Source organism: Pseudomonas fluorescens group sp. (assembly GCF_020093335.1).
Lineage (GTDB): Bacteria > Pseudomonadota > Gammaproteobacteria > Pseudomonadales > Pseudomonadaceae > Aquipseudomonas > Aquipseudomonas petroselini.
Genome location: NZ_JAIOKW010000001.1, coordinates 336,595 through 354,330, shown reverse-complemented (window position 1 = coordinate 354,330; position 17,736 = coordinate 336,595). Strand labels below are relative to the sequence as shown.

At 61.8% G+C, this 17,736-nt stretch carries 15 protein-coding genes; 10 read left to right on the top strand and 5 right to left on the bottom strand.

The annotated features are described in order from the left end of the window. The first annotated feature begins 14 nt into the window (after window positions 1-14). The 4 genes from K7431_RS01740 to K7431_RS01725 are packed head-to-tail and all read left to right on the top strand — an operon-like array spanning window position 15 to window position 5,853. Window positions 15-1,766, top strand: coding sequence for a type I secretion system permease/ATPase (locus K7431_RS01740; protein ID WP_012724319.1), 1,752 nt, complete (start codon window positions 15-17; stop codon window positions 1,764-1,766). Then, entirely contained in the window at window positions 1,763-3,076 is a 1,314-nt protein-coding gene (locus K7431_RS01735; RefSeq protein WP_012724318.1) for an HlyD family type I secretion periplasmic adaptor subunit, read from the top strand. Before K7431_RS01740 ends, K7431_RS01735 begins: the two co-directional genes overlap by 4 nt. Window positions 3,077-3,078: 2 nt before the next feature. Then, window positions 3,079-4,407 carry a TolC family outer membrane protein gene (locus tag K7431_RS01730; RefSeq protein WP_043205362.1) on the top strand — a complete coding sequence of 443 codons (1,329 nt, stop codon included), beginning with the start codon at window positions 3,079-3,081 and terminating at the stop codon, window positions 4,405-4,407. A gap of 36 nt (window positions 4,408-4,443) precedes the next feature. Further along, window positions 4,444-5,853, top strand: coding sequence for a polyurethane esterase (locus K7431_RS01725; protein ID WP_012724316.1), 1,410 nt, complete (start codon window positions 4,444-4,446; stop codon window positions 5,851-5,853). A 128-nt stretch (window positions 5,854-5,981) separates the two neighbouring features. On the opposite strand, the gene K7431_RS01720 is transcribed toward K7431_RS01725, so the two are convergent. Beyond that, on the bottom strand, window positions 5,982-6,206 hold the full coding sequence (locus K7431_RS01720) for a YgdI/YgdR family lipoprotein (protein WP_012724315.1): 225 nt from the start codon (window positions 6,204-6,206) through the stop codon (window positions 5,982-5,984). Window positions 6,207-6,391: 185 nt separating this feature from the next. Here K7431_RS01720 and K7431_RS01715 point away from each other — a divergent pair, with 185 nt between their 5' ends. The 3 genes from K7431_RS01715 (at window position 6,392) to K7431_RS01705 (ending at window position 11,311) form a co-directional block, all read left to right on the top strand. Continuing rightward, complete coding sequence (locus K7431_RS01715; protein WP_012724314.1) at window positions 6,392-8,038, top strand: VRR-NUC domain-containing protein; 1,647 nt, start codon at window positions 6,392-6,394, stop codon at window positions 8,036-8,038. Beyond that, complete coding sequence (locus K7431_RS01710) at window positions 8,035-10,290, top strand: ATP-dependent DNA helicase (protein ID WP_012724313.1); 2,256 nt, start codon at window positions 8,035-8,037, stop codon at window positions 10,288-10,290. The genes K7431_RS01715 and K7431_RS01710 overlap by 4 nt, the downstream gene beginning before the upstream one ends. 79 nt (window positions 10,291-10,369) lie before the next feature. After that, entirely contained in the window at window positions 10,370-11,311 is a 942-nt protein-coding gene (locus K7431_RS01705; RefSeq protein ID WP_043206256.1) for an alpha/beta fold hydrolase, read from the top strand. On the opposite strand, the gene K7431_RS01700 is transcribed toward K7431_RS01705, so the two are convergent. Both K7431_RS01700 and K7431_RS01695 read right to left on the bottom strand, forming a co-directional pair. Beyond that, complete coding sequence (locus K7431_RS01700) at window positions 11,308-12,258, bottom strand: alpha-E domain-containing protein (protein WP_012724311.1); 951 nt, start codon at window positions 12,256-12,258, stop codon at window positions 11,308-11,310. The two genes, K7431_RS01705 and K7431_RS01700, sit on opposite strands and share 4 nt — an antisense overlap. A gap of 2 nt (window positions 12,259-12,260) precedes the next feature. Beyond that, window positions 12,261-13,670 (bottom strand): circularly permuted type 2 ATP-grasp protein, encoded by a 1,410-nt coding sequence (locus K7431_RS01695; RefSeq protein WP_012724310.1) that lies wholly within the window; start codon window positions 13,668-13,670, stop codon window positions 12,261-12,263. Window positions 13,671-14,087: 417 nt separating this feature from the next. On the opposite strand from K7431_RS01695, the gene K7431_RS01690 reads away from it, so the two are divergent. The 3 genes from K7431_RS01690 to K7431_RS30860 all read left to right on the top strand — a co-directional run bounded on the left by K7431_RS01690 (window position 14,088) and on the right by K7431_RS30860 (window position 15,080). Beyond that, window positions 14,088-14,636, top strand: coding sequence for a hypothetical protein (locus K7431_RS01690; RefSeq protein ID WP_012724309.1), 549 nt, complete (start codon window positions 14,088-14,090; stop codon window positions 14,634-14,636). 85 nt (window positions 14,637-14,721) lie between these two features. Further along, window positions 14,722-14,934, top strand: a complete 213-nt coding sequence (locus K7431_RS01685; protein WP_012724308.1) for a hypothetical protein — start codon at window positions 14,722-14,724, stop codon at window positions 14,932-14,934. 11 nt (window positions 14,935-14,945) lie between these two features. Further along, on the top strand, window positions 14,946-15,080 hold the full coding sequence (locus tag K7431_RS30860; protein ID WP_255610698.1) for a hypothetical protein: 135 nt from the start codon (window positions 14,946-14,948) through the stop codon (window positions 15,078-15,080). Here the strand turns inward: K7431_RS30860 and K7431_RS01680 are convergent. Beyond that, window positions 15,071-16,423, bottom strand: a complete 1,353-nt coding sequence (locus K7431_RS01680; protein WP_012724306.1) for a cation:proton antiporter — start codon at window positions 16,421-16,423, stop codon at window positions 15,071-15,073. The genes K7431_RS30860 and K7431_RS01680 overlap by 10 nt on opposite strands. A gap of 83 nt (window positions 16,424-16,506) precedes the next feature. Continuing rightward, window positions 16,507-17,736: an EAL domain-containing response regulator gene (locus K7431_RS01675; RefSeq protein ID WP_012724305.1), complete on the bottom strand. Its 1,230-nt coding sequence runs from the start codon at window positions 17,734-17,736 to the stop codon at window positions 16,507-16,509.

Below are 17,736 nucleotides of genomic sequence, written 5' to 3'. Positions count from 1 at the left end.
GAAGATTAGAAACCATGGCGAAGTCCCATGCCGTCGCGCCGTTATTCAAGGCGCTGGGTGAATACAAGAGCATTTTGATCAGCGTCGGTTGTTTTACCGCCTTGATTAACCTGCTGATGCTGGTGCCGTCGATTTACATGCTGCAAGTGTATGACCGCGTGCTGTCCTCCCAGAATGAAACCACCCTGGTGATGTTGACGCTGATGGTCGTGGGCTTCTTTGCCTTTATTGGCCTGCTGGAGGTGATCCGCAGTTTTATCGTGATCCGTATTGGCAGCCAGTTGGAGCGGCGCTTCAACTTGCGCGTGTACAAGGCCGCGTTTGAACGCAACCTGCAACGTGGCCAGGGGCATGCCGGGCAATCCCTGGGCGATTTGACGCATATCCGCCAATTCATCACGGGGCCTGCGCTGTTCGCATTTTTCGATGCGCCGTGGTTCCCCCTCTACCTGTTTGTGATCTTCCTGTTCAACGTGTGGCTGGGCGTGTTGGCCACGGCCGGTGCCGTGCTGCTGATCGGCCTGGCGTGCCTGAATGAATACCTGACGAAGAAGCCATTGGGCGAGGCCAGTGGCTTCTCCCAGCAGTCCACGCAACTGGCCACCAGCCACTTGCACAACGCCGAGACCATCCAGGCCATGGGCATGCTCGGCGCACTGCGCTCGCGCTGGTTTGCCGTGCATTCGCAGTTCCTCGGCTTGCAGAACACCGCCAGCGATACCGGCTCGGTGATCACCTCCCTGAGCAAATCCCTGCGCCTGTGCCTGCAATCGTTGGTGCTGGGCCTGGGGGCGCTGTTGGTGATCAAGGGTGATATGACCGCCGGGATGATGATCGCCGGCTCCATCCTGATGGGCCGGGTGCTGAGCCCCATCGACCAGTTGATTGCGGTATGGAAGCAATGGAGTTCGGCCAAATTGGCCTACCAGCGGCTGGATGACTTACTGCGCGAGTTTCCACCGGACGTGGAGCAGATGAAGCTGCCGGCGCCCAAAGGGCAGGTGAGTTTCGAACAGGTCAGTGCCGGCCCGCCGGGGCGGCGCGTGGCGACCCTGCATCAAGTCAGCTTCAATCTGGGGGCTGGTGAAGTGCTCGGTGTGCTGGGTGCGTCGGGCTCCGGCAAATCCACCCTGGCGCGTGTGCTGGTGGGGGTGTGGCCGACGCTGGCCGGCACCGTACGCCTGGATGGCGCGGACATTCACCGCTGGGACCGCGACGACCTCGGCCCGCACATCGGTTACCTGCCCCAGGACATCGAGCTATTCAGCGGCAGCATTGCCGACAACATCGCGCGCTTTCGCGAAGCCGACCCCGATCAGGTGGTGCGCGCCGCGCAGCAGGCCGGCGTGCATGAACTGATCCTGCGCTTGCCGCAGGGCTACGACACGGTACTGGGCGACAACGGCGGCGGCCTGTCCGGCGGCCAGAAACAACGGGTAGCTCTGGCACGCGCGCTGTATGGCGGGCCACGCCTGATCGTGCTGGATGAGCCCAATTCCAACCTCGATACGGTCGGTGAAGCCGCCTTGGCCAGCGCCATCGTGCAGATGAAAGCCCAGGGCAGCAGCGTGGTGCTGGTGACCCACCGTTCTTCGGCGTTGGCCCAAGCCGACAAGCTGTTGGTCCTCAACGACGGGCATTTGCAAGCCTTCGGGCCCAGCCAAGACGTGCTGCGCGCGTTGTCCGGCCAGCAGGAAGCGCCGAAGGAGAAACCCGGCGTGAGTTTCAGTCGTCAGTACCAAGCCGGAAGGAATCCAGGCGCATGAGCAGCATCACTGTTGAACCCCGCTTCAAAGAGCGCGACGCCACGTTTTTTACGCGCATGGGCTGGCTGCTGACGCTGGTCGGTGCCGGCGGATTTTTCCTGTGGGCCAGCCTGGCGCCGCTGGACCAGGGCATTCCGGTACAAGGCACGGTCGTGGTGTCGGGCAAGCGCAAGGCGGTGCAAACCTTAAGCCCCGGCGTGGTCAGCCGGATTCTGGTGAAGGAGGGCGAGCATGTGAAACAGGGCCAGCCGCTGTTTCGTCTCGACCAGACCCAGCACCAGGCCGACGTGCAGTCCCTGCAAGCCCAGTACCGCATGGCCTGGGCCAGCGTGGCGCGCTGGCAGAGCGAGCGTGACAACCACGCCAGCATCCGCTTTCCCGCCGAGCTGAGCGCCAACCCCGATCCAGCCCTGGCGCTGGTGCTGGAAGGCCAGCGCCAACTGTTCAGCAGCCGTCGCGAAGCCTTTGCCCGTGAGCAAGCCGGCATCCGTGCCAACATCGACGGTGCCTCCGCGCAATTGGGCGGCATGCGACGTGCGCGCAGCGATCTGACCGCCCAGGCCCAATCCCTGCGCGACCAACTGAGCAACCTGCAACCCTTGGCCGACAACGGCTACATCCCGCGCAACCGGTTGATGGAGTACCAGCGGCAGTTGTCCCAGGTGCAACAGGATCTGGCGCAGAACAGCGGTGAAAGTGGCCGCGTCGAGCAGGGCATTCTTGAGTCGCGGCTGAAATTGCAGCAGCACAGTGAGGAGTACCAGAAGGAAGTGCGCAGCCAGTTGGCCGACGCGCAACTGCGCAGCCTGACCCTGGAGCAGCAACTCACCTCGGCCGGGTTTGACCTGCAACACAGCGAAATCAACGCCCCGGCGGATGGCATCGCGGTCAATCTCAGCGTGCACACCGAGGGCGCGGTGGTGCGCGCCGGTGAAACCCTGCTGGAAATCGTGCCCCAGGGCACGCGCCTGGAAGTCGAAGGGCATTTGCCGGTGCACCTGGTGGACAAGGTCGGCACGCACTTGCCAGTCGATATCCTCTTCACCGCCTTCAACCAGAGCCGCACACCCCGCGTGCCGGGGGAGGTCAGTCTGATTTCCGCCGACCAGATGCTCGATGAAAAAACCGGCGCGCCCTATTACGTGCTGCGCACGACAGTCAGCGACGCCGCGCTGGAAAAACTCCACGGCCTGGTGATCAAGCCGGGCATGCCCGCCGAGATGTTCGTGCGCACCGGCGAGCGCTCCTTGCTCAATTACCTGTTCAAGCCGCTGCTCGACCGCGCCGGCTCGGCGTTGACCGAGGAATGAACATGAAGCACGTGTTTATCGCCTTGCTGTTGACCTGCGCCAATGCCCAGGCCGCCATGGGCCCGTTCGATGTGTACGAACAGGCCTTGCGTAACGACCCGGTATTCCTCGGCGCCCTCAAGGAACGCGACGCCGGCCTGGAAAACCGCGCCATCGGCCGCGCCGGCCTGCTGCCCAAGCTGTCCTACACCTACAACAAGGGCCGCAACAACTCCCAGGCCACCTTGCCCGACGGGCGCGGCGGTAACTATCACGACGACCGCAACTACAACAGCTACGGCTCGACCTTCAGCCTGCAACAGCCGTTGTTTGACTACGAGGCTTACGCCAACTACCGCAAAGGTGTGGCCCAGGCGCTGTTCGCCGATGAAAGCTTTCGCGACAAGAGCCAGGCGCTGCTGGTGCGGGTGCTGAGCTATTACACCCAGGCGCTGTTTGCCCAGGACCAGATCGACATCGCCCGCGCCAAGAAGAAGGCGTTCGAACAGCAATTCCAGCAGAACCGGCATTTGTTCCAGCAAGGCGAGGGCACCCGCACGGACATTCTGGAAGCCGAATCGCGCTACGAACTGGCCACCGCCGAAGAAATCCAGGCGCTGGATGAGCAGGACGCGTCCTTGCGGGAGCTGGGCGCCTTGATTGGCGTACAGAGCGTCAACATCGACGACCTTGCGCCGCTGAACCAGGGTTTTGCCGCGTTCGCCCTGACCCCGGCCAACTACGACACCTGGCATGAACTGGCGATCAGCAACAACCCCACGCTGGCCTCCCAGCGCCAGGCCCTGGAAGTCGCGCGTTATGAAGTAGAGCGCAACCGCGCCGGGCATTTACCCAAGGTCACCGCCTATGCCAGCTCGCGCCAGCAAGAGTCCGACAGCGGCAACACTTACAACCAGCGCTACGACACCAACACCATCGGCGTCGAAGTGAGCGTGCCGCTGTATGCCGGTGGCGGCATCTCGGCGTCCACCCGCCAGGCCAGCCGCGCCATGGAGCAGGCCGAGTACGAGCTGGAGGGCAAGACCCGCGAAACCCTGATCGAACTGCGTCGGCAGTTCAGTGCCTGCCTGTCGGGGGTGAGCAAATTGCGCGCTTATCAAAAGGCCTTGGCGTCGGCGGAAGCGCTGGTGGTGTCGACCAAGCAGAGCATTCTGGGCGGTGAGCGGGTCAACCTTGATGCACTGAACGCCGAGCAGCAGCTCTACAGCACCCGGCGCGACCTGGCCCAGGCGCGCTACGACTACCTGATGGCCTGGACCAAATTGCATTACTACGCCGGTAACCTGCGCGACACCGACCTGGCCAAGGTGGATGAGGCGTTTGGACGTTGATTTTTGGGTGTTAAACAACAATAAGAGAGGACTGGCATGGGTATATTTGACTATAAAAACCTCGGCACCGAGGGCTCCAAGGCGTTGTTCGCGGATGCGATGGCGATCACGTTGTACACCTATCACAACCTGGATAACGGCTTTGCCGTGGGTTACCAACACAATGGCCTGGGGTTGGGCCTACCGGCCACGCTGGTCGGTGCATTGCTCGGCAGCACTGATTCCCAGGGCGTTATCCCCGGCTTACCGTGGAACCCGGATTCAGAGAAAGCCGCCCTGGACGCGGTGCAAAAGGCCGGCTGGACGCCGATCAGCGCCAGCACCCTGGGCTACGGCGGTAAGGTCGATGCACGAGGCACGTTCTTCGGCGAGAAGGCAGGCTACACCACGGCCCAGGTCGAGGTGCTGGGCAAGTACGATGACGCCGGCAAGCTGCTGGAAATCGGCATCGGCTTTCGCGGCACCTCGGGGCCCCGGGAAACCCTGATCAGCGACTCCATCGGCGACTTGGTCAGCGATCTGCTGGCGGCGTTGGGGCCAAAGGATTACGCGAAGAATTACGCCGGCGAAGCCTTTGGCGGCTTGCTCAAAAACGTCGCCGACTACGCCAGCGCCCATGGCCTGAGTGGCAAGGATGTGCTGGTCAGCGGGCATAGCCTGGGGGGCCTCGCGGTCAACAGCCTGGCGGACCTGAGCGTTAACAAGTGGGGCGGCTTCTACAAGGACGCCCACTACGTGGCCTACGCATCGCCGACCCAGAGTGCCGGCGACAAGGTGCTCAATATCGGCTACGAGAACGACCCGGTATTCCGTGCGCTGGATGGCTCATCCTTCAACCTGTCGTCACTGGGCGTGCACGACAAACCCCATGAGTCGACCACCGATAACATCGTCAGCTTCAACGACCACTACGCCTCGACGCTGTGGAACGTGCTGCCGTTTTCCATCGCCAACCTGCCGACCTGGCTCTCGCACCTGCCCACCGGGTATGGCGATGGCATGACACGGATTGTCGAGTCAGGGTTCTACGAGCAGATGAGCCGCGACGCCACCGTGATTGTCGCCAACCTGTCCGACCCGGCGCGGGCCAACACCTGGGTGCAAGATCTCAACCGCAATGCCGAGCCGCACAAAGGCAATACCTTCATCATCGGCAGTGACGGCGATGACCTGATCCAAGGAGGGAAGGGCGTGGATTTTATCGAGGGCGGGAAGGGCAACGACACCCTCCGTGATAACAGCGGGCATAACACCTTTTTATTCAGTGGGCATTTTGGCCAGGACCGGGTGATCGGCTACCAACTGACCGACAAGCTGGTGTTCAAGGATGTGCAGGGAAGTGTGGATTACCGGGAGCACGGAGGCGATACGGTGATCAGTGTGGGGGGCGATTCGGTGACGTTGGTCGGGGTGAGTGGAGGGTTGGGCGAGGTGGTGATCGGCTAGGAGTGGAATGCAGTTGAAAAAGGGGGCTTGCTCCCGATTGCGGTGGAGCAGCCAACGCATTTATCGACCGGTACACCGCCATCGGGGGCAAGCCCCCTCCCACATTTGATAGGTTCCGGCTTTGGGAATCAGTCTTCCTTGCGCACGGTGGCCACGTCGTCGGCCTTGACCCGTACACGCTTGCCGGCGATATCGGTGAATTCATAAAAACCGTCGGCGGTCTTGGTTCTTGGGGTGTCCTTGGTCAAATACTGCGTGCCATTTTGCATCGTCACTACGGTTTGCGTCGCGCAACCGGCCAATACCAGAAAAGTGAGTGCAACCAGCGGCAGACCCAAATTCTTCATGTTCATAACCCTTACCTTAACCGTGAAAGTCCCACGCCAGAGGCCGTGGGCGACAAATGTTACGCCATCGACTTCAGCATCTGATCACTTTTATGTAAAAAGTTGCAGGCGCCATTTATCTATTACCGATTGCAACCGGGCCTTTGCGACGGCACTCTGTATGCATAACCAGTATTTGATCGCTGCGCGCCATGGCCAATCCCCTCGAAGAACCGCTCTATTACCTGCATAACTTCCGCCAAGTCCTGCATTGGCTGGGGCAACGCTATGCGGATCTGCTCGACCCGGACGAAGAGCATTTCATTCAGCAATTTGACAGGTTGCCGCAAGCGTCCCAGGCCTTATTGGTGCGCATGGTGATGCGCAAGGGCGTGCATTTTCGTGCGGGCAAGCTCAACTATGTGGAGATCGGTTGCACCCAGGCCGCTGCCGGGCCATTGCTGGAGCTGGGCTGGGTTGACGACGAATGCCTGCTGGCCTTTGACGCGTTGTTCGCCTTGCTGCAAAAAGGCGAGATTCTCGCTGCATTCAAGCCTTGGATCGAACAACCCAAAGCCAAGAAAACCGATTGGCTGGAAGGGTTGTCGGCGCATTTCACCGACAATCGCTGCTTTGCCCACTGGTGCCCCGACCTTGCCGACACGTTGTACAGCCTCACCGTGATGGACCTGTGCGATCGTCTGCGCCTGATGTTCTTCGGCAACTTGCATCAGGACTGGTCCGAGTTCGTGCTGGCTGACCTGGGCATCTACACCTACGAAAAAGTCGAGTTCTGCGCCGAATCCCGTGGCTTGCGCAGCCGTGATGACGTGCAGGGTTTTCTGTTCCTGCACCAGTGCCAGCAGGCTTTTGAAACCGGTGCGGCGCTGGAGGAGGTACTGGCCCAGGTCGCCACATTGAACACCGACAATCCCTGGCTGGAAAAACGGCGGGCCAAGCTGTTGTTCCAAGTGGGTCAATATTGCGAGCGCACTGCCGAATTGGCGCTGGCGGAACAGATTTATCGCGCCTGCGCCTACCCCGGCGCCCGCTCACGCTTGATCCGTGTGCTGGAGCGCCAGGAGCACTACGTGCAAGCCATGGCCCTGGCGAACGCCGCCCAACAGGCCCCGGAAAGCGCCGCCGAGCAGCAGCACTTGCTGCGTGTGGTGCCACGCCTGCGGCGCAAACTGGGCGAGCCGGCCTTGCCCAAGGTCAAGCCACGGCCGGTCACGCGCCTGGACTTGGCACTCGCGCTACCGGACCCGCTGATGTCGGTGGAGTATTGCGTGCAGGCTCACCTCAGCGAGCCTGATGGGCCGGTGCACTATGTTGAAAACGGCCTGATCAACTCGCTGTTCGGCCTGTTGTGCTGGGACGTGATCTTTGCGCCGCTGCCGGGTTCGTTTTTCCACCCGTTCCAGCGTGGGCCGGCGGATCTGCACAGTGAAGACTTTCACCTGCGCCGCGCGCCGCTGTTCGCCGCGTGTTTCGAACAATTGCAGGACGAGCGCTACAAAACCACCATCCGCCAACGCTACAGCGAAAAATGGGGGATCCAGTCGCCCTTCGTGTTCTGGAACCTGCTCAGCGCAGAACTGCTGGAGCAGGCCCTGGCCTGCCTGCCCGCCGAACACCTGCGCTACTGGTTTGAACGGCTGCTGCTGGATATCCGCGCCAACCGCGCCGGCATGCCGGACCTGATCCAGTTCTGGCCCGCGCAGAAGACCTACCGCATGATCGAGGTCAAGGGCCCCGGCGATCGCCTGCAAGACAACCAGCTGCGCTGGCTGGAGTTCTGCGGTGAATACCAGATGCCGGTGACGGTCTGCTATGTGCGCTGGGCAGCGTCCGCTTGAGTTACAACGTTGCCGTGCGTGCACTGTGTGAGTTCACGGCCAAGGTCGGTGACCTGGACCTGCGCTTCACGCCGTCGCCCAGCGCCCAGGAAGGCATTGTCGGCCACCGCACCGTCGCCTCGCGGCGCAGCCCGCACTACCAGAATGAAGTGGCGCTCGAAGGTGAGTACCAGCAACTCAAGGTGCGGGGCAGGGCGGACGGCTACGACCCGGACGCCAACCGCCTGGAAGAAGTGAAAACCTATCGCGGCGACCTCGACGCCCAACCCGCCAACCACCGGCAACTGCATTGGGCCCAGGTCAAAGTGTACGGCTGGTTGATGTGCCAGAAACTCGGCCTCTCGCAGATCGACCTGGCGCTGGTGTACTTCGACATCGTCGGCGAGGGCGAGACGGTGCTCAACCAACACTTCCACGCCAGCGAACTGGAGCCGTTCTTCAACCAGCAATGCGCGCTGTTCCTCGGTTGGGCCCAGCAGGAAATGGCGCACCGCGAAGCGCGCAACAGGGCCGCGCAGGCCCTGGCGTTTCCCCATGCCGGTTTTCGTCCTGGCCAGCGCTCGCTTGCTGAATCGGTGTACAAGGCCGTCAGTACCGGCCGCTGCCTGATGGCCCAGGCGCCTACCGGCATCGGCAAGACCATCGGCACGATTTTCCCGTTGCTCAAGGCCCTGGCGCCCCAGCAACTGGACACGCTGTTCTTCCTCACCGCCAAAACCCCCGGCCGCAAGCTCGCCCTGGACGCCGCCCACGTGCTGCACACCAGCAGCCCCGAGCTGCAATTGCGCGTCCTGGAGCTGGTGGCGCGGGACAAAGCCTGCGAGCACCTGGACAACGCCTGTCACGGCGACGCCTGTCCCTTGGCCAAGGGTTTCTACGATCGCTTGCCCGCCGCGCGCATCGCCGCGTCCAAGGTGCGCCTGCTGGACCAGCGCAACCTGCGCGACGTGGCCCTGGCCCATGACGTCTGTCCCTATTACCTGAGCCAGGAAATGGCGCGCTGGGCCGACCTGGTGGTCGCCGACTACAACTACTATTTCGATTTTGGCGCCATGCTGTTCGGCCTGGCCCAGCTCAACCAGTGGCGCGCGGCAGTGCTGGTGGACGAGGCGCACAACCTGGTCGAACGGGCCCGCTCGATGTACAGCGCGAGCCTCGACCAATACCACCTCAAGACCCTGCGCGACGTCGCGCCCGAGCCCTTGAAAAAACCCTTGCAGCGCCTCAACCGTGAGTGGAACGCACTGCACAAGGACCAGATCGCGCCCTACCAGGCTTATGCCGCCCGCCCGGAAAAACTGTTGCAGGCCCTGAGCCTGTGCGCCAGCAGCATGGGCGAGTATTTCAATGAGCATCCCGAATCGCTCAGCGGCGACCTGCAAGCCTTCTATTTCGAGGTGCTGCAATTTGCCAAAGTCGCCGAGCTGTTCAACGAACACTTCATTTTCGACATCAGCAAACGCCAGCTCAGCGGCAAACGCAGCAGCTCAACCCTGTGCCTGCGCAACGTGGTGCCCGCCGAATTCATCCGCCCACGCTTGACCGCGGCCCGCAGCAGCGTGCTGTTTTCCGCGACCCTGAGCCCCCGTCATTACTACGCGGATTTGCTCGGTTTGCCGGCGGACACGGCCTGGATCGATGTGGAGTCGCCGTTCAAGGCCGAGCAATTGCAGGTGCGCATCGTCGATGCGGTCTCCACGCGTTTCGTGCATCGCCACGCCTCTTTGGAACCTATCGTTGAGCTGATCGCCCGCCAATACACCGGGCAGCCTGGCAACTACCTGGCGTTCTTCTCAAGCTTCGATTACCTGCAGCAGGTGGCGCAGTTGCTGGCCGAGCGACACCCGCAGATCACACTCTGGCAACAGTCACGCGGCATGGCCGAGGCCGAGCGCCAGGCGTTCCTCGACCAATTCACCGAACACAGCCAGGGTGTCGGCTTTGCCGTGCTCGGCGGCGCCTTTGGTGAAGGCATCGACCTGCCCGGCGCCCGTTTGATCGGCGCCTTCATCGCCACCCTCGGGTTGCCCCAACTCAACCCGGTCAATGAACAGATGAAACTGCGCATGGGCGCGATCTTCGGTTCAGGCTACGACTACACCTACCTGTACCCCGGCATTCAGAAAGTGGTGCAGGCAGCGGGCAGGGTCATCCGCAGCCAGCAGGACCGTGGCGTGGTGATGTTGATCGATGACCGCTTCGGCGAAGCGCGGGTACGGCAGTTGTTGCCGCGTTGGTGGGCGGTTGCATGAGGCATTCCCGCGATCAATGATGCTGGTGGCGTTGAAAACAATGCCGCACGCTGGGAAAAACCTCGAAAAGGCCATGCCAATGAGCGAGCAACTCATCTGCGTCAACGGTATTGAGTTAAGCGTCCACATCGCCGGTCCCGAAGACGGCAGGCCGATCTGGCTGCTTCACGGCTTCCCGGAGTGCTGGCACTCCTGGCGCGAGCAGATTCCCGCGCTGGCGGCCGCGGGCTATCGGGTGTTTGCCCCTGAGATGCGCGGCTACGGCCAGTCAGGTTCGCCGGCCGAGATCGCCGATTATGATCTGCTGACGCTGTGTGGCGATATCCAGCAGGCCATGGACCATTTTGGCCATGCGCAGGTGGTCATGGTCGGCCATGACTGGGGCGCGGTCGTGGCCTGGCACCTGGCGTTGCTCGAACCTGAACGGATCACGCGCTTGATCACGCTGTCGGTGCCGTTTGCCGGGCGCGCACGGCGGCCGGTGATTCAAATCATGCGCGAGCTGTACGCCGACCGCTTCAACTACATCCTGTATTTCCAGGAACCGGGCGTCGCCGAGCAGGAGTTGAACGCCGATATTGAGCGTACCTTGCGCCTGTTCATGCAGGATCAGGATGTGTTTCTGCAAAGCAAACCTGCGAATGCCAGGTTGCTTGAGGGGGTTCCGGCACCCGGCGCCTTGCCGCACTGGTGCTCCCAGGCGGATCTGGACGTCTACGTGCACACCTTCGCCGAGCATGGGTTTCGCGGCCCGTTGAACTGGTACCGCAACTTCGAACGCAACTGGCAACTCACCGAAAGCCTGGCCGGCAAGCAGGTGCTGCAACCCACGCTGTTCCTGATCGGCGACCGCGACCCGGTCGGGGTCTTCGAGGCCCACACGCTCAAGCGCATGCCTGAGTCGGTGCCTCACCTTGAGCAGCATGTGCTGCTCAACTGTGGCCACTGGATCCAGAACGAGCAAGGGCAGCAGGTCAACGCGCTGATGCTCGGGTTTCTAGGGAAAGCGGGGGCTGCTTAGACCACTTCCAGGTATGAGCTGTGTATCGCCCGCGCCAGCTCGCGCACCGTGTCGATGAATTCCGTGAGACGGCTATGCAAACCATCCTCCAGAATCTCATCAATCCCGGTATACCTGAGCCGCGCCTCGAACTCCGCCGCCAACCGCTGCGCCGTGCGCCCATAACTGCCGGGCAGATCCGCCAGGATATGGCTCAATTCTTCGATACACGCATGCAACGAACGCGGCACATCGCTGCGCAGCAACAGCAGCTCCGACACCGACCGCGCATTCAATGCATTCGGGTACAGCTCGGTATACGCCTCAAACGACGACAACGCGCGGAGCAGGGCGCTCCACTGGTAATAACCGCGTGCCGACAAGTCGCTGACTTCTTCCGACTCTTCGCCAAACATCTCGTAACGCGCATCCAGCAGACGCAGGGTGTTGTCCGCGCGCTCGACAAAAGTGCCCAAGCGGATAAACCGATAGGCGTCGTTGCGCATGATTGTCCCGGAGGTCGCCCCACGGAACAGGTGTGAACGCTGCTTGACCCAGTCACAAAAGTGGCTGATGCCATGCCGCGCCAGGCCGCCGGCGGCGATGCTGCGCATTTCCAGCCAGGTAGCGTTGAGGTTTTCCCACATGTCGGCGGTGATGCGCCCGCGTACCGCGTGGGCATTGCCACGTGCAGCGCGCAGGCAGTTGTAGATGCTGGCGGGGTTTTCTTCGTCGAGGGCGAAAAAATGCAGCATGCGTTCGGCGTCCAGCTGTTTATGACGCTCAAGGTAGCTGTCCAGGGTGCCGCTGCTGAGCAACGACATGGCCAGCTCATCCAGGCCATCGCTGCGCCCGGCCTGGGGCATCAACGACAGCGAGTAACTGACTTCCAGCATGCGCGCCAGGTTCTCGGCACGCTCCAGGTAACGGGACATCCAGTACAAATCTGCGGCGGTTCTACTCAACATACTCAGCCCTCCACCACCCAGGTGTCCTTGGTTCCGCCGCCTTGCGACGAGTTGACGATCAACGAGCCTTCCTTCAGCGCCACGCGGGTGAGACCGCCGGGCACCAGGCGGGTTTCCTTGCCCGAGAGCACAAACGGCCGCAGGTCGATATGCCGTGGGGCGATGCCATTTTCGACAAAGGTCGGGCAGGTGGACAGGCTCAAGGTCGGTTGGGCGATGTAGGCGTGAGGACGGGCCTTGATGCGCTGGCGGAAGTCCTCGATCTCGGCGGCGGTGGAGGCCGGGCCGACCAGCATGCCGTAGCCGCCGGACCCCTGGGTTTCCTTGACCACCAGCTCCGGCAGGTGGGCCAAGACATGAGACAGCTCATCGGGTTTGCGGCACTGGAAAGTGGGTACGTTCTGTAGCACCGGTTCTTCATCCAGGTAGAAACGGATCATTTCCGGCACATAGGGGTAGATCGACTTGTCGTCGGCCACGCCGGTGCCGATGGCATTGGCCAGCACCACATTGCCGGCGCAATAGGCGGCGACCAGGCCGGGCACGCCGAGCATCGATTCGGGGTTGAAGGCCTTGGGGTCGAGGAAGGCGTCGTCGATACGTCGGTAAATCACGTCCACCGGCTTGGGGCCATCGGTGGTGCGCATGAACACCTTGAGGTCGTGCACGAACAGGTCGGCGCCTTCCACCAGCTCCACGCCCATTTCCCGTGCCAGGAACGCATGCTCGAAGAACGCGCTGTTGAAGCGCCCCGGCGTCAGCACCACCACATTGGGGTTGTCCAGGCGGCTTGAGCTTTTAAGGGTCTTGAGCAGCAGGTTGGGGTAGTGGTCCACCGGCGCAATGCGCTGTTTGGCAAACACCTCGGGGAACAGGCGCATCATCATTTTACGGTCTTCGAGCATGTAGCTCACGCCGCTGGGGGTGCGCAGGTTGTCTTCCAGCACGTAGTAGGTGCCGTCGCCGTCGCGCACCAGGTCCACCCCGGAGATATGCGAGTAGATGTCGCGGTGCAGGTCCAGGCCGACCATCGCCTTCTGGTAGCCCTCGTTGCCCAGCACCTGCTCCGCCGGAATGATCCCGGCCTTGATGATGCGCTGGTCGTGGTAGATGTCGGCGAGGAACATGTTCAGCGCGTTGACGCGCTGGATGCAGCCGCGTTCGATCACGCTCCATTCACTGGCGGGGATGCTGCGCGGGATGATGTCGAAGGGGATCAGGCGCTCGGTGTCTTGTTCGTCGCCATACAGGGTGAAGGTGATCCCGGCGCGGTGAAACAGCAAATCGGCTTCACGGCGACGCTGGGCCAGCAGTTCCTGCGGCGTATTCGCCAGCCAGCGGGAGAAATCCTGATAGTGCGCGCGGCACGCGCCGTTCGCGTCATTCATTTCATCGAAGAAAGATAGAGCCATTCCAGTACCTTGTCAGTGCCGAGGAGAGCTTGGGTGGCACTGCCGCTTAAAAAACCGCATATTTTTATGAGCCCGTGGCCGATGGTGCCAATGGGCCTGGTCCTTACTTTCTTGTGGGGTCGGCTCTGGGTCGGGGGGTAACGAATGCTCCTTTATTCGGGCAGATGAATGGTTTAAGCAATGCCTGTGCCGAAACGCCCAAATTCTGTGTAGTGAGCGGGCTTGCCCCGCGCTGGAGTGCGTAGCGCTCCTGTTTGTTGGGGGCCGCTACGCTGCCCAGCGCGGGGCAAGCCCGCTCACTACAAGAGCCCTGTCTTCCATGGGGCACGCAGTGCGCCGGGATGGTGCGCGAACAAACTTGAACTTCACCCACCCCCGATTCTTCTAATAGGACTCGAACCTGTGTGGAGCACTGTCGTGCCCAGAATCATTCCTTCTCCCAATACGCCGGAAGCGGCGCTGGCCGACCACAGCGAACACACCGCGAAAATCTTCGGCTCACCCAAGGACCGCCTCGATTTCTACCGGCGCGAAATCCAGTACGAAACCACCATTTTGGCCAACCGCACCGACGCCTACCTCACCGCGCAGTCGTTCCTGGTCATCGCCTTTGTGTCCGGCATGGGCAACCTCAACCCGGAGTGGGGCAAGCTGTTCACCCTGGTGGTGCCGGTGTTCCTGGTCTCGCTGGGCATTCTCAGCTCCCTTAACGCCTGGCCAGGCATTCGGGCCGCGTACGAGATCATCGACCACTGGCACTACAAGCAAAGCGAACTGCTGCGCAGCGAGCCGGTGATGGGCTTGGCCTACGATGAGTCGCCGCTGTTTTCCGAAATGGAGTCGTCCCACAAGGGCTATCGCAAGTCGTTGCTGTTCTCCATGCGTGCGCCCTGGCTGTTCATGGTGTTCTGGCTGGTGCTGGGGATTTATGCGTTCTATATCCAGGTCGACAATCCGATCCGGTGAGCAATCGGACGGAACTTCGCCGGTCGGCGCAGCGCCTTACCTTCAGGCCCTGCTGATTTCCCTCCGGCCTACCAAGAGGTGACCCATGAGCACGAATAAAGACCCCCAACTCGATAACCGTAATGATCCGGCCATCGACGGCGGCGAACCGGCGCCGGGGACCGCTGCCGACGCGCCCAAGGACCCGGCTCCAGCCAAAGACCCCAAAGCCAAGGAAAACGACTACAGTCCAGACTTCAAGCCCGAGCGCGAGCCCAAGCCTGAAACCGATGCTGATATCGACACCCAAGGCGGTTAGAGGAGACGGTCATGTCAAAAGAACTCGACGAAGAACTCAACGATCCGGGCAATGAAGACCCGGGTTCGTTGATGGACGATGCAGAAGTGCCGCTCAACGATCTGGATGAAGCGGCAGATGTGGGCAATAGCGAGGATCAAGACTGAGCTTTCACCTGGGCACGTCGTTCATACCACGCCAGCATCGGCTGGGTACTCAGGCCATGAACGACGATGCTCAAGGCTATGACGGACAGGGTCAGGTTCACGGCCACCGCGCTGCTGGTGCCGATCAACCCATGATTGAGCGCGTAGAACAGGTAGTAAATGCTGCCGATCCCACGAATCCCGAACCAGCCCATCAGGCCGCGCTGCCTGAGGTCGACCAGACGCCCCCAGGGCATCGCCAGCACGCCCATCGGGCGAATCACACAGAATAACAATGCCGCCACCGGCAACGCGCGCCAATCCCAATGGCTCACCAGCACGATCCCCAGCACCGTCACAAGGAACACCTCCATCGAACGCTCCACCAGGCTGCCGAATGAGAGCATGTCGCCCATCATCACGCCGGCGGCGATCTGGGTCTCTTTCAATTCGCTGACGTCGCCCTGCAGCGCGTGCTCGGGCTCGACTTCCAAGTGACCCACCACCGGCAGCGCAAGGTGCTCGGAGGGTGTCTGCGAACTGCCGGTTGAGCGAAATTCCGCCTGGCGCAGACCAAGCCCTGCCGCGAACACCGACAGGAAGCCATAACCGCCCACCGCTTCGGCCACTACGTAGGCCAGCGCGATCAAGGCGAGCGTCAGGTAGTCATTGGGCGAGAGCGTGCTGTCACTGTGGGTGATGCGCAACCACAGCGTCACCCGGCCAATGCCGCGGCCCATCCAATAGCCGATCAACAACCCGACCGGTACCGCCCAGACCAGGTTCTTCAGCACCCAACCGCCCAGCCAATCACCGTCAAACCCGCCGTGCTGCATGAACAGCAGGGCGAAGATCACAAACGGGAAGGCGGTGCCGTCGTTCAAGCCTGCTTCACCGGACAGCCCGAAGCGCAGCGCGTCATAATCCTGGGCGTTATTGACCTGCACCAGTCCCGCCAGCACCGGATCGGTCGGTGCCAGGATCGCCCCCACCAGCAGCGACACGCCCCACGACATTGCAAACAGGTAGTGCAGCGCCAGGCAGAGGCCAAGGATGGTCAGCAGCATCACCGGCCCGGCCATGCCAAATGCGATGCGCCAGAGCCGGTGTTTGAGCGGCAGACGCAGCTTTAAACCGCTGACGAACAGCGAAAACAGCACCGCGACTTCGGTCAGGTGCTCCATCCAGCGCGCGGAATGCTTGATATCCAGGTGCAACAGGTCGACGCCCAGCGGGCCGATCCCTACGCCCAGGAGCAGGCATACCGCCGAGGTCGTGACCGGCATCCAGCGCAGGTAAGAGGAGGTGAGGGCAAGTGTGAGCAATACGGCGCCCAGTACGGCCATCCATAGAATAAAAGTCATCGGACATCTACCGGGCCGTGGTCTGTCCTGGTTTGAGAGCAAGCGTCGCGTGCAGGTTCAATGTGATTGCGCCCACGCCGATTTCACGGCCCCTCTAAGCGCTCCAGCAACAGGCGCTCCAAGGTTTCCACCGGCAACGGCCGGCTGAACAGGTACCCCTGGATCTGATCGCAGCCGGCCTCTTTCAAAAACGCCAACTGCGCCTGGGTTTCCACGCCTTCGGCCACCACCCGCAGGTTGAGACTGTGGGCCAGTTCAATGATGGTGCGGGTGATCGCCGCATCCTGCGGGTTGCTGGTGACTTCGCGGATAAACGCGATGTCGATCTTCAGCGTGTCGATGGGAAACCGCCGCAGGTACGCCAGGCTCGAGTAGCCGGTGCCGAAGTCGTCAATGGAGATTTTCACGCCCATGGTGTGCAAGCGTTGCAGGCTGGCGATGGTGTGCTGGGTGTTTTCCATCAACGAGCCTTCCGTCAGTTCCACTTCCAACCAGTGCGGCTCGACCTGGTTTTGCTTGAGCAGGCGCGCGATATCGGCAATCAGGTCGCCTTCGATCAACTGATGACCGGAGACGTTGACCGACACCTCCACCGGGCCAATCGGCCCTTGTTGCCACTCGGCGATCTGTCGGCACACCTGTTCGATCACCCAGCGCCCCACGGGCACGATCAAGCCCAGGCTTTCCAGGATGGGCACGAACACGGCCGGCGACACGGCGCCATAGTCCGGCCGTTCCCAGCGCAGCAACGCCTCCAGGGCGCACAAGCGGCCGCTGGCGACTTCGACCTTGGGCTGGTAATGCAGGGTGAATTCATGGTGTTCGACGGCCTGGCGCAAGGCATTTTCCAAGTCTTGCCGGGCCAGGTCATGCACGTTCATGCCGGTAGGGCGTTGCGCCAGCTCGCGTGAATGGCTCACCCAGTCGCCGCGCGTCTTGAGCCGTAGCAGGTTACGTACCCGCAACCAGAGCTCGACACGCTCCACGGGTTTGCTGATGAATTCCTCGGCGCCGGCCTCCAGTCCGTTGACCCGTGCACTCGGTTCGCTGAGGGCCGACAACATGATGATCGGAATGCCTGCCGTGGTTTCATCACCTTTCAACTGGCTGGCGACTTCGTAGCCGTCCATGCCTGGCATCATGATGTCCAGCAGGATCAGGTCCGGTGGCTGTTGCGCCACCAATTGCAGGGCTTCTTCGCCGCTGCCCGCCGTGAGGGTCTGGTAGCCCTCGTGTTGCAGCAAGGTTTCCAGGAGCTTGCGAACCTGAGGTTCATCATCAACGATCAACAGCGTCGCGGGTTGGCTGGCCAT

Bases quoted from the DNA above. Each gene is read 5' to 3' on its own strand.
- K7431_RS01740 (WP_012724319.1), top strand. From the start codon at position 15: ATGGCGAAGTCCCATGCCGTCGCGCCGTTATTCAAGGCGCTGGGTGAA.
- K7431_RS01735 (WP_012724318.1), top strand. From the start codon at position 1,763: ATGAGCAGCATCACTGTTGAACCCCGCTTCAAAGAGCGCGACGCCACG.
- K7431_RS01730 (WP_043205362.1), top strand. From the start codon at position 3,079: ATGAAGCACGTGTTTATCGCCTTGCTGTTGACCTGCGCCAATGCCCAG.
- K7431_RS01725 (WP_012724316.1), top strand. From the start codon at position 4,444: ATGGGTATATTTGACTATAAAAACCTCGGCACCGAGGGCTCCAAGGCG.
- K7431_RS01720 (WP_012724315.1), bottom strand. From the start codon at position 6,206: ATGAACATGAAGAATTTGGGTCTGCCGCTGGTTGCACTCACTTTTCTG.
- K7431_RS01715 (WP_012724314.1), top strand. From the start codon at position 6,392: ATGGCCAATCCCCTCGAAGAACCGCTCTATTACCTGCATAACTTCCGC.
- K7431_RS01705 (WP_043206256.1), top strand. From the start codon at position 10,370: ATGAGCGAGCAACTCATCTGCGTCAACGGTATTGAGTTAAGCGTCCAC.
- K7431_RS01700 (WP_012724311.1), bottom strand. From the start codon at position 12,258: ATGTTGAGTAGAACCGCCGCAGATTTGTACTGGATGTCCCGTTACCTG.
- K7431_RS01695 (WP_012724310.1), bottom strand. From the start codon at position 13,670: ATGGCTCTATCTTTCTTCGATGAAATGAATGACGCGAACGGCGCGTGC.
- K7431_RS01685 (WP_012724308.1), top strand. From the start codon at position 14,722: ATGAGCACGAATAAAGACCCCCAACTCGATAACCGTAATGATCCGGCC.
- K7431_RS30860 (WP_255610698.1), top strand. From the start codon at position 14,946: ATGTCAAAAGAACTCGACGAAGAACTCAACGATCCGGGCAATGAAGAC.
- K7431_RS01680 (WP_012724306.1), bottom strand. From the start codon at position 16,423: ATGACTTTTATTCTATGGATGGCCGTACTGGGCGCCGTATTGCTCACA.
- K7431_RS01675 (WP_012724305.1), bottom strand. From the start codon at position 17,736: ATGGCCAGCCAACCCGCGACGCTGTTGATCGTTGATGATGAACCTCAG.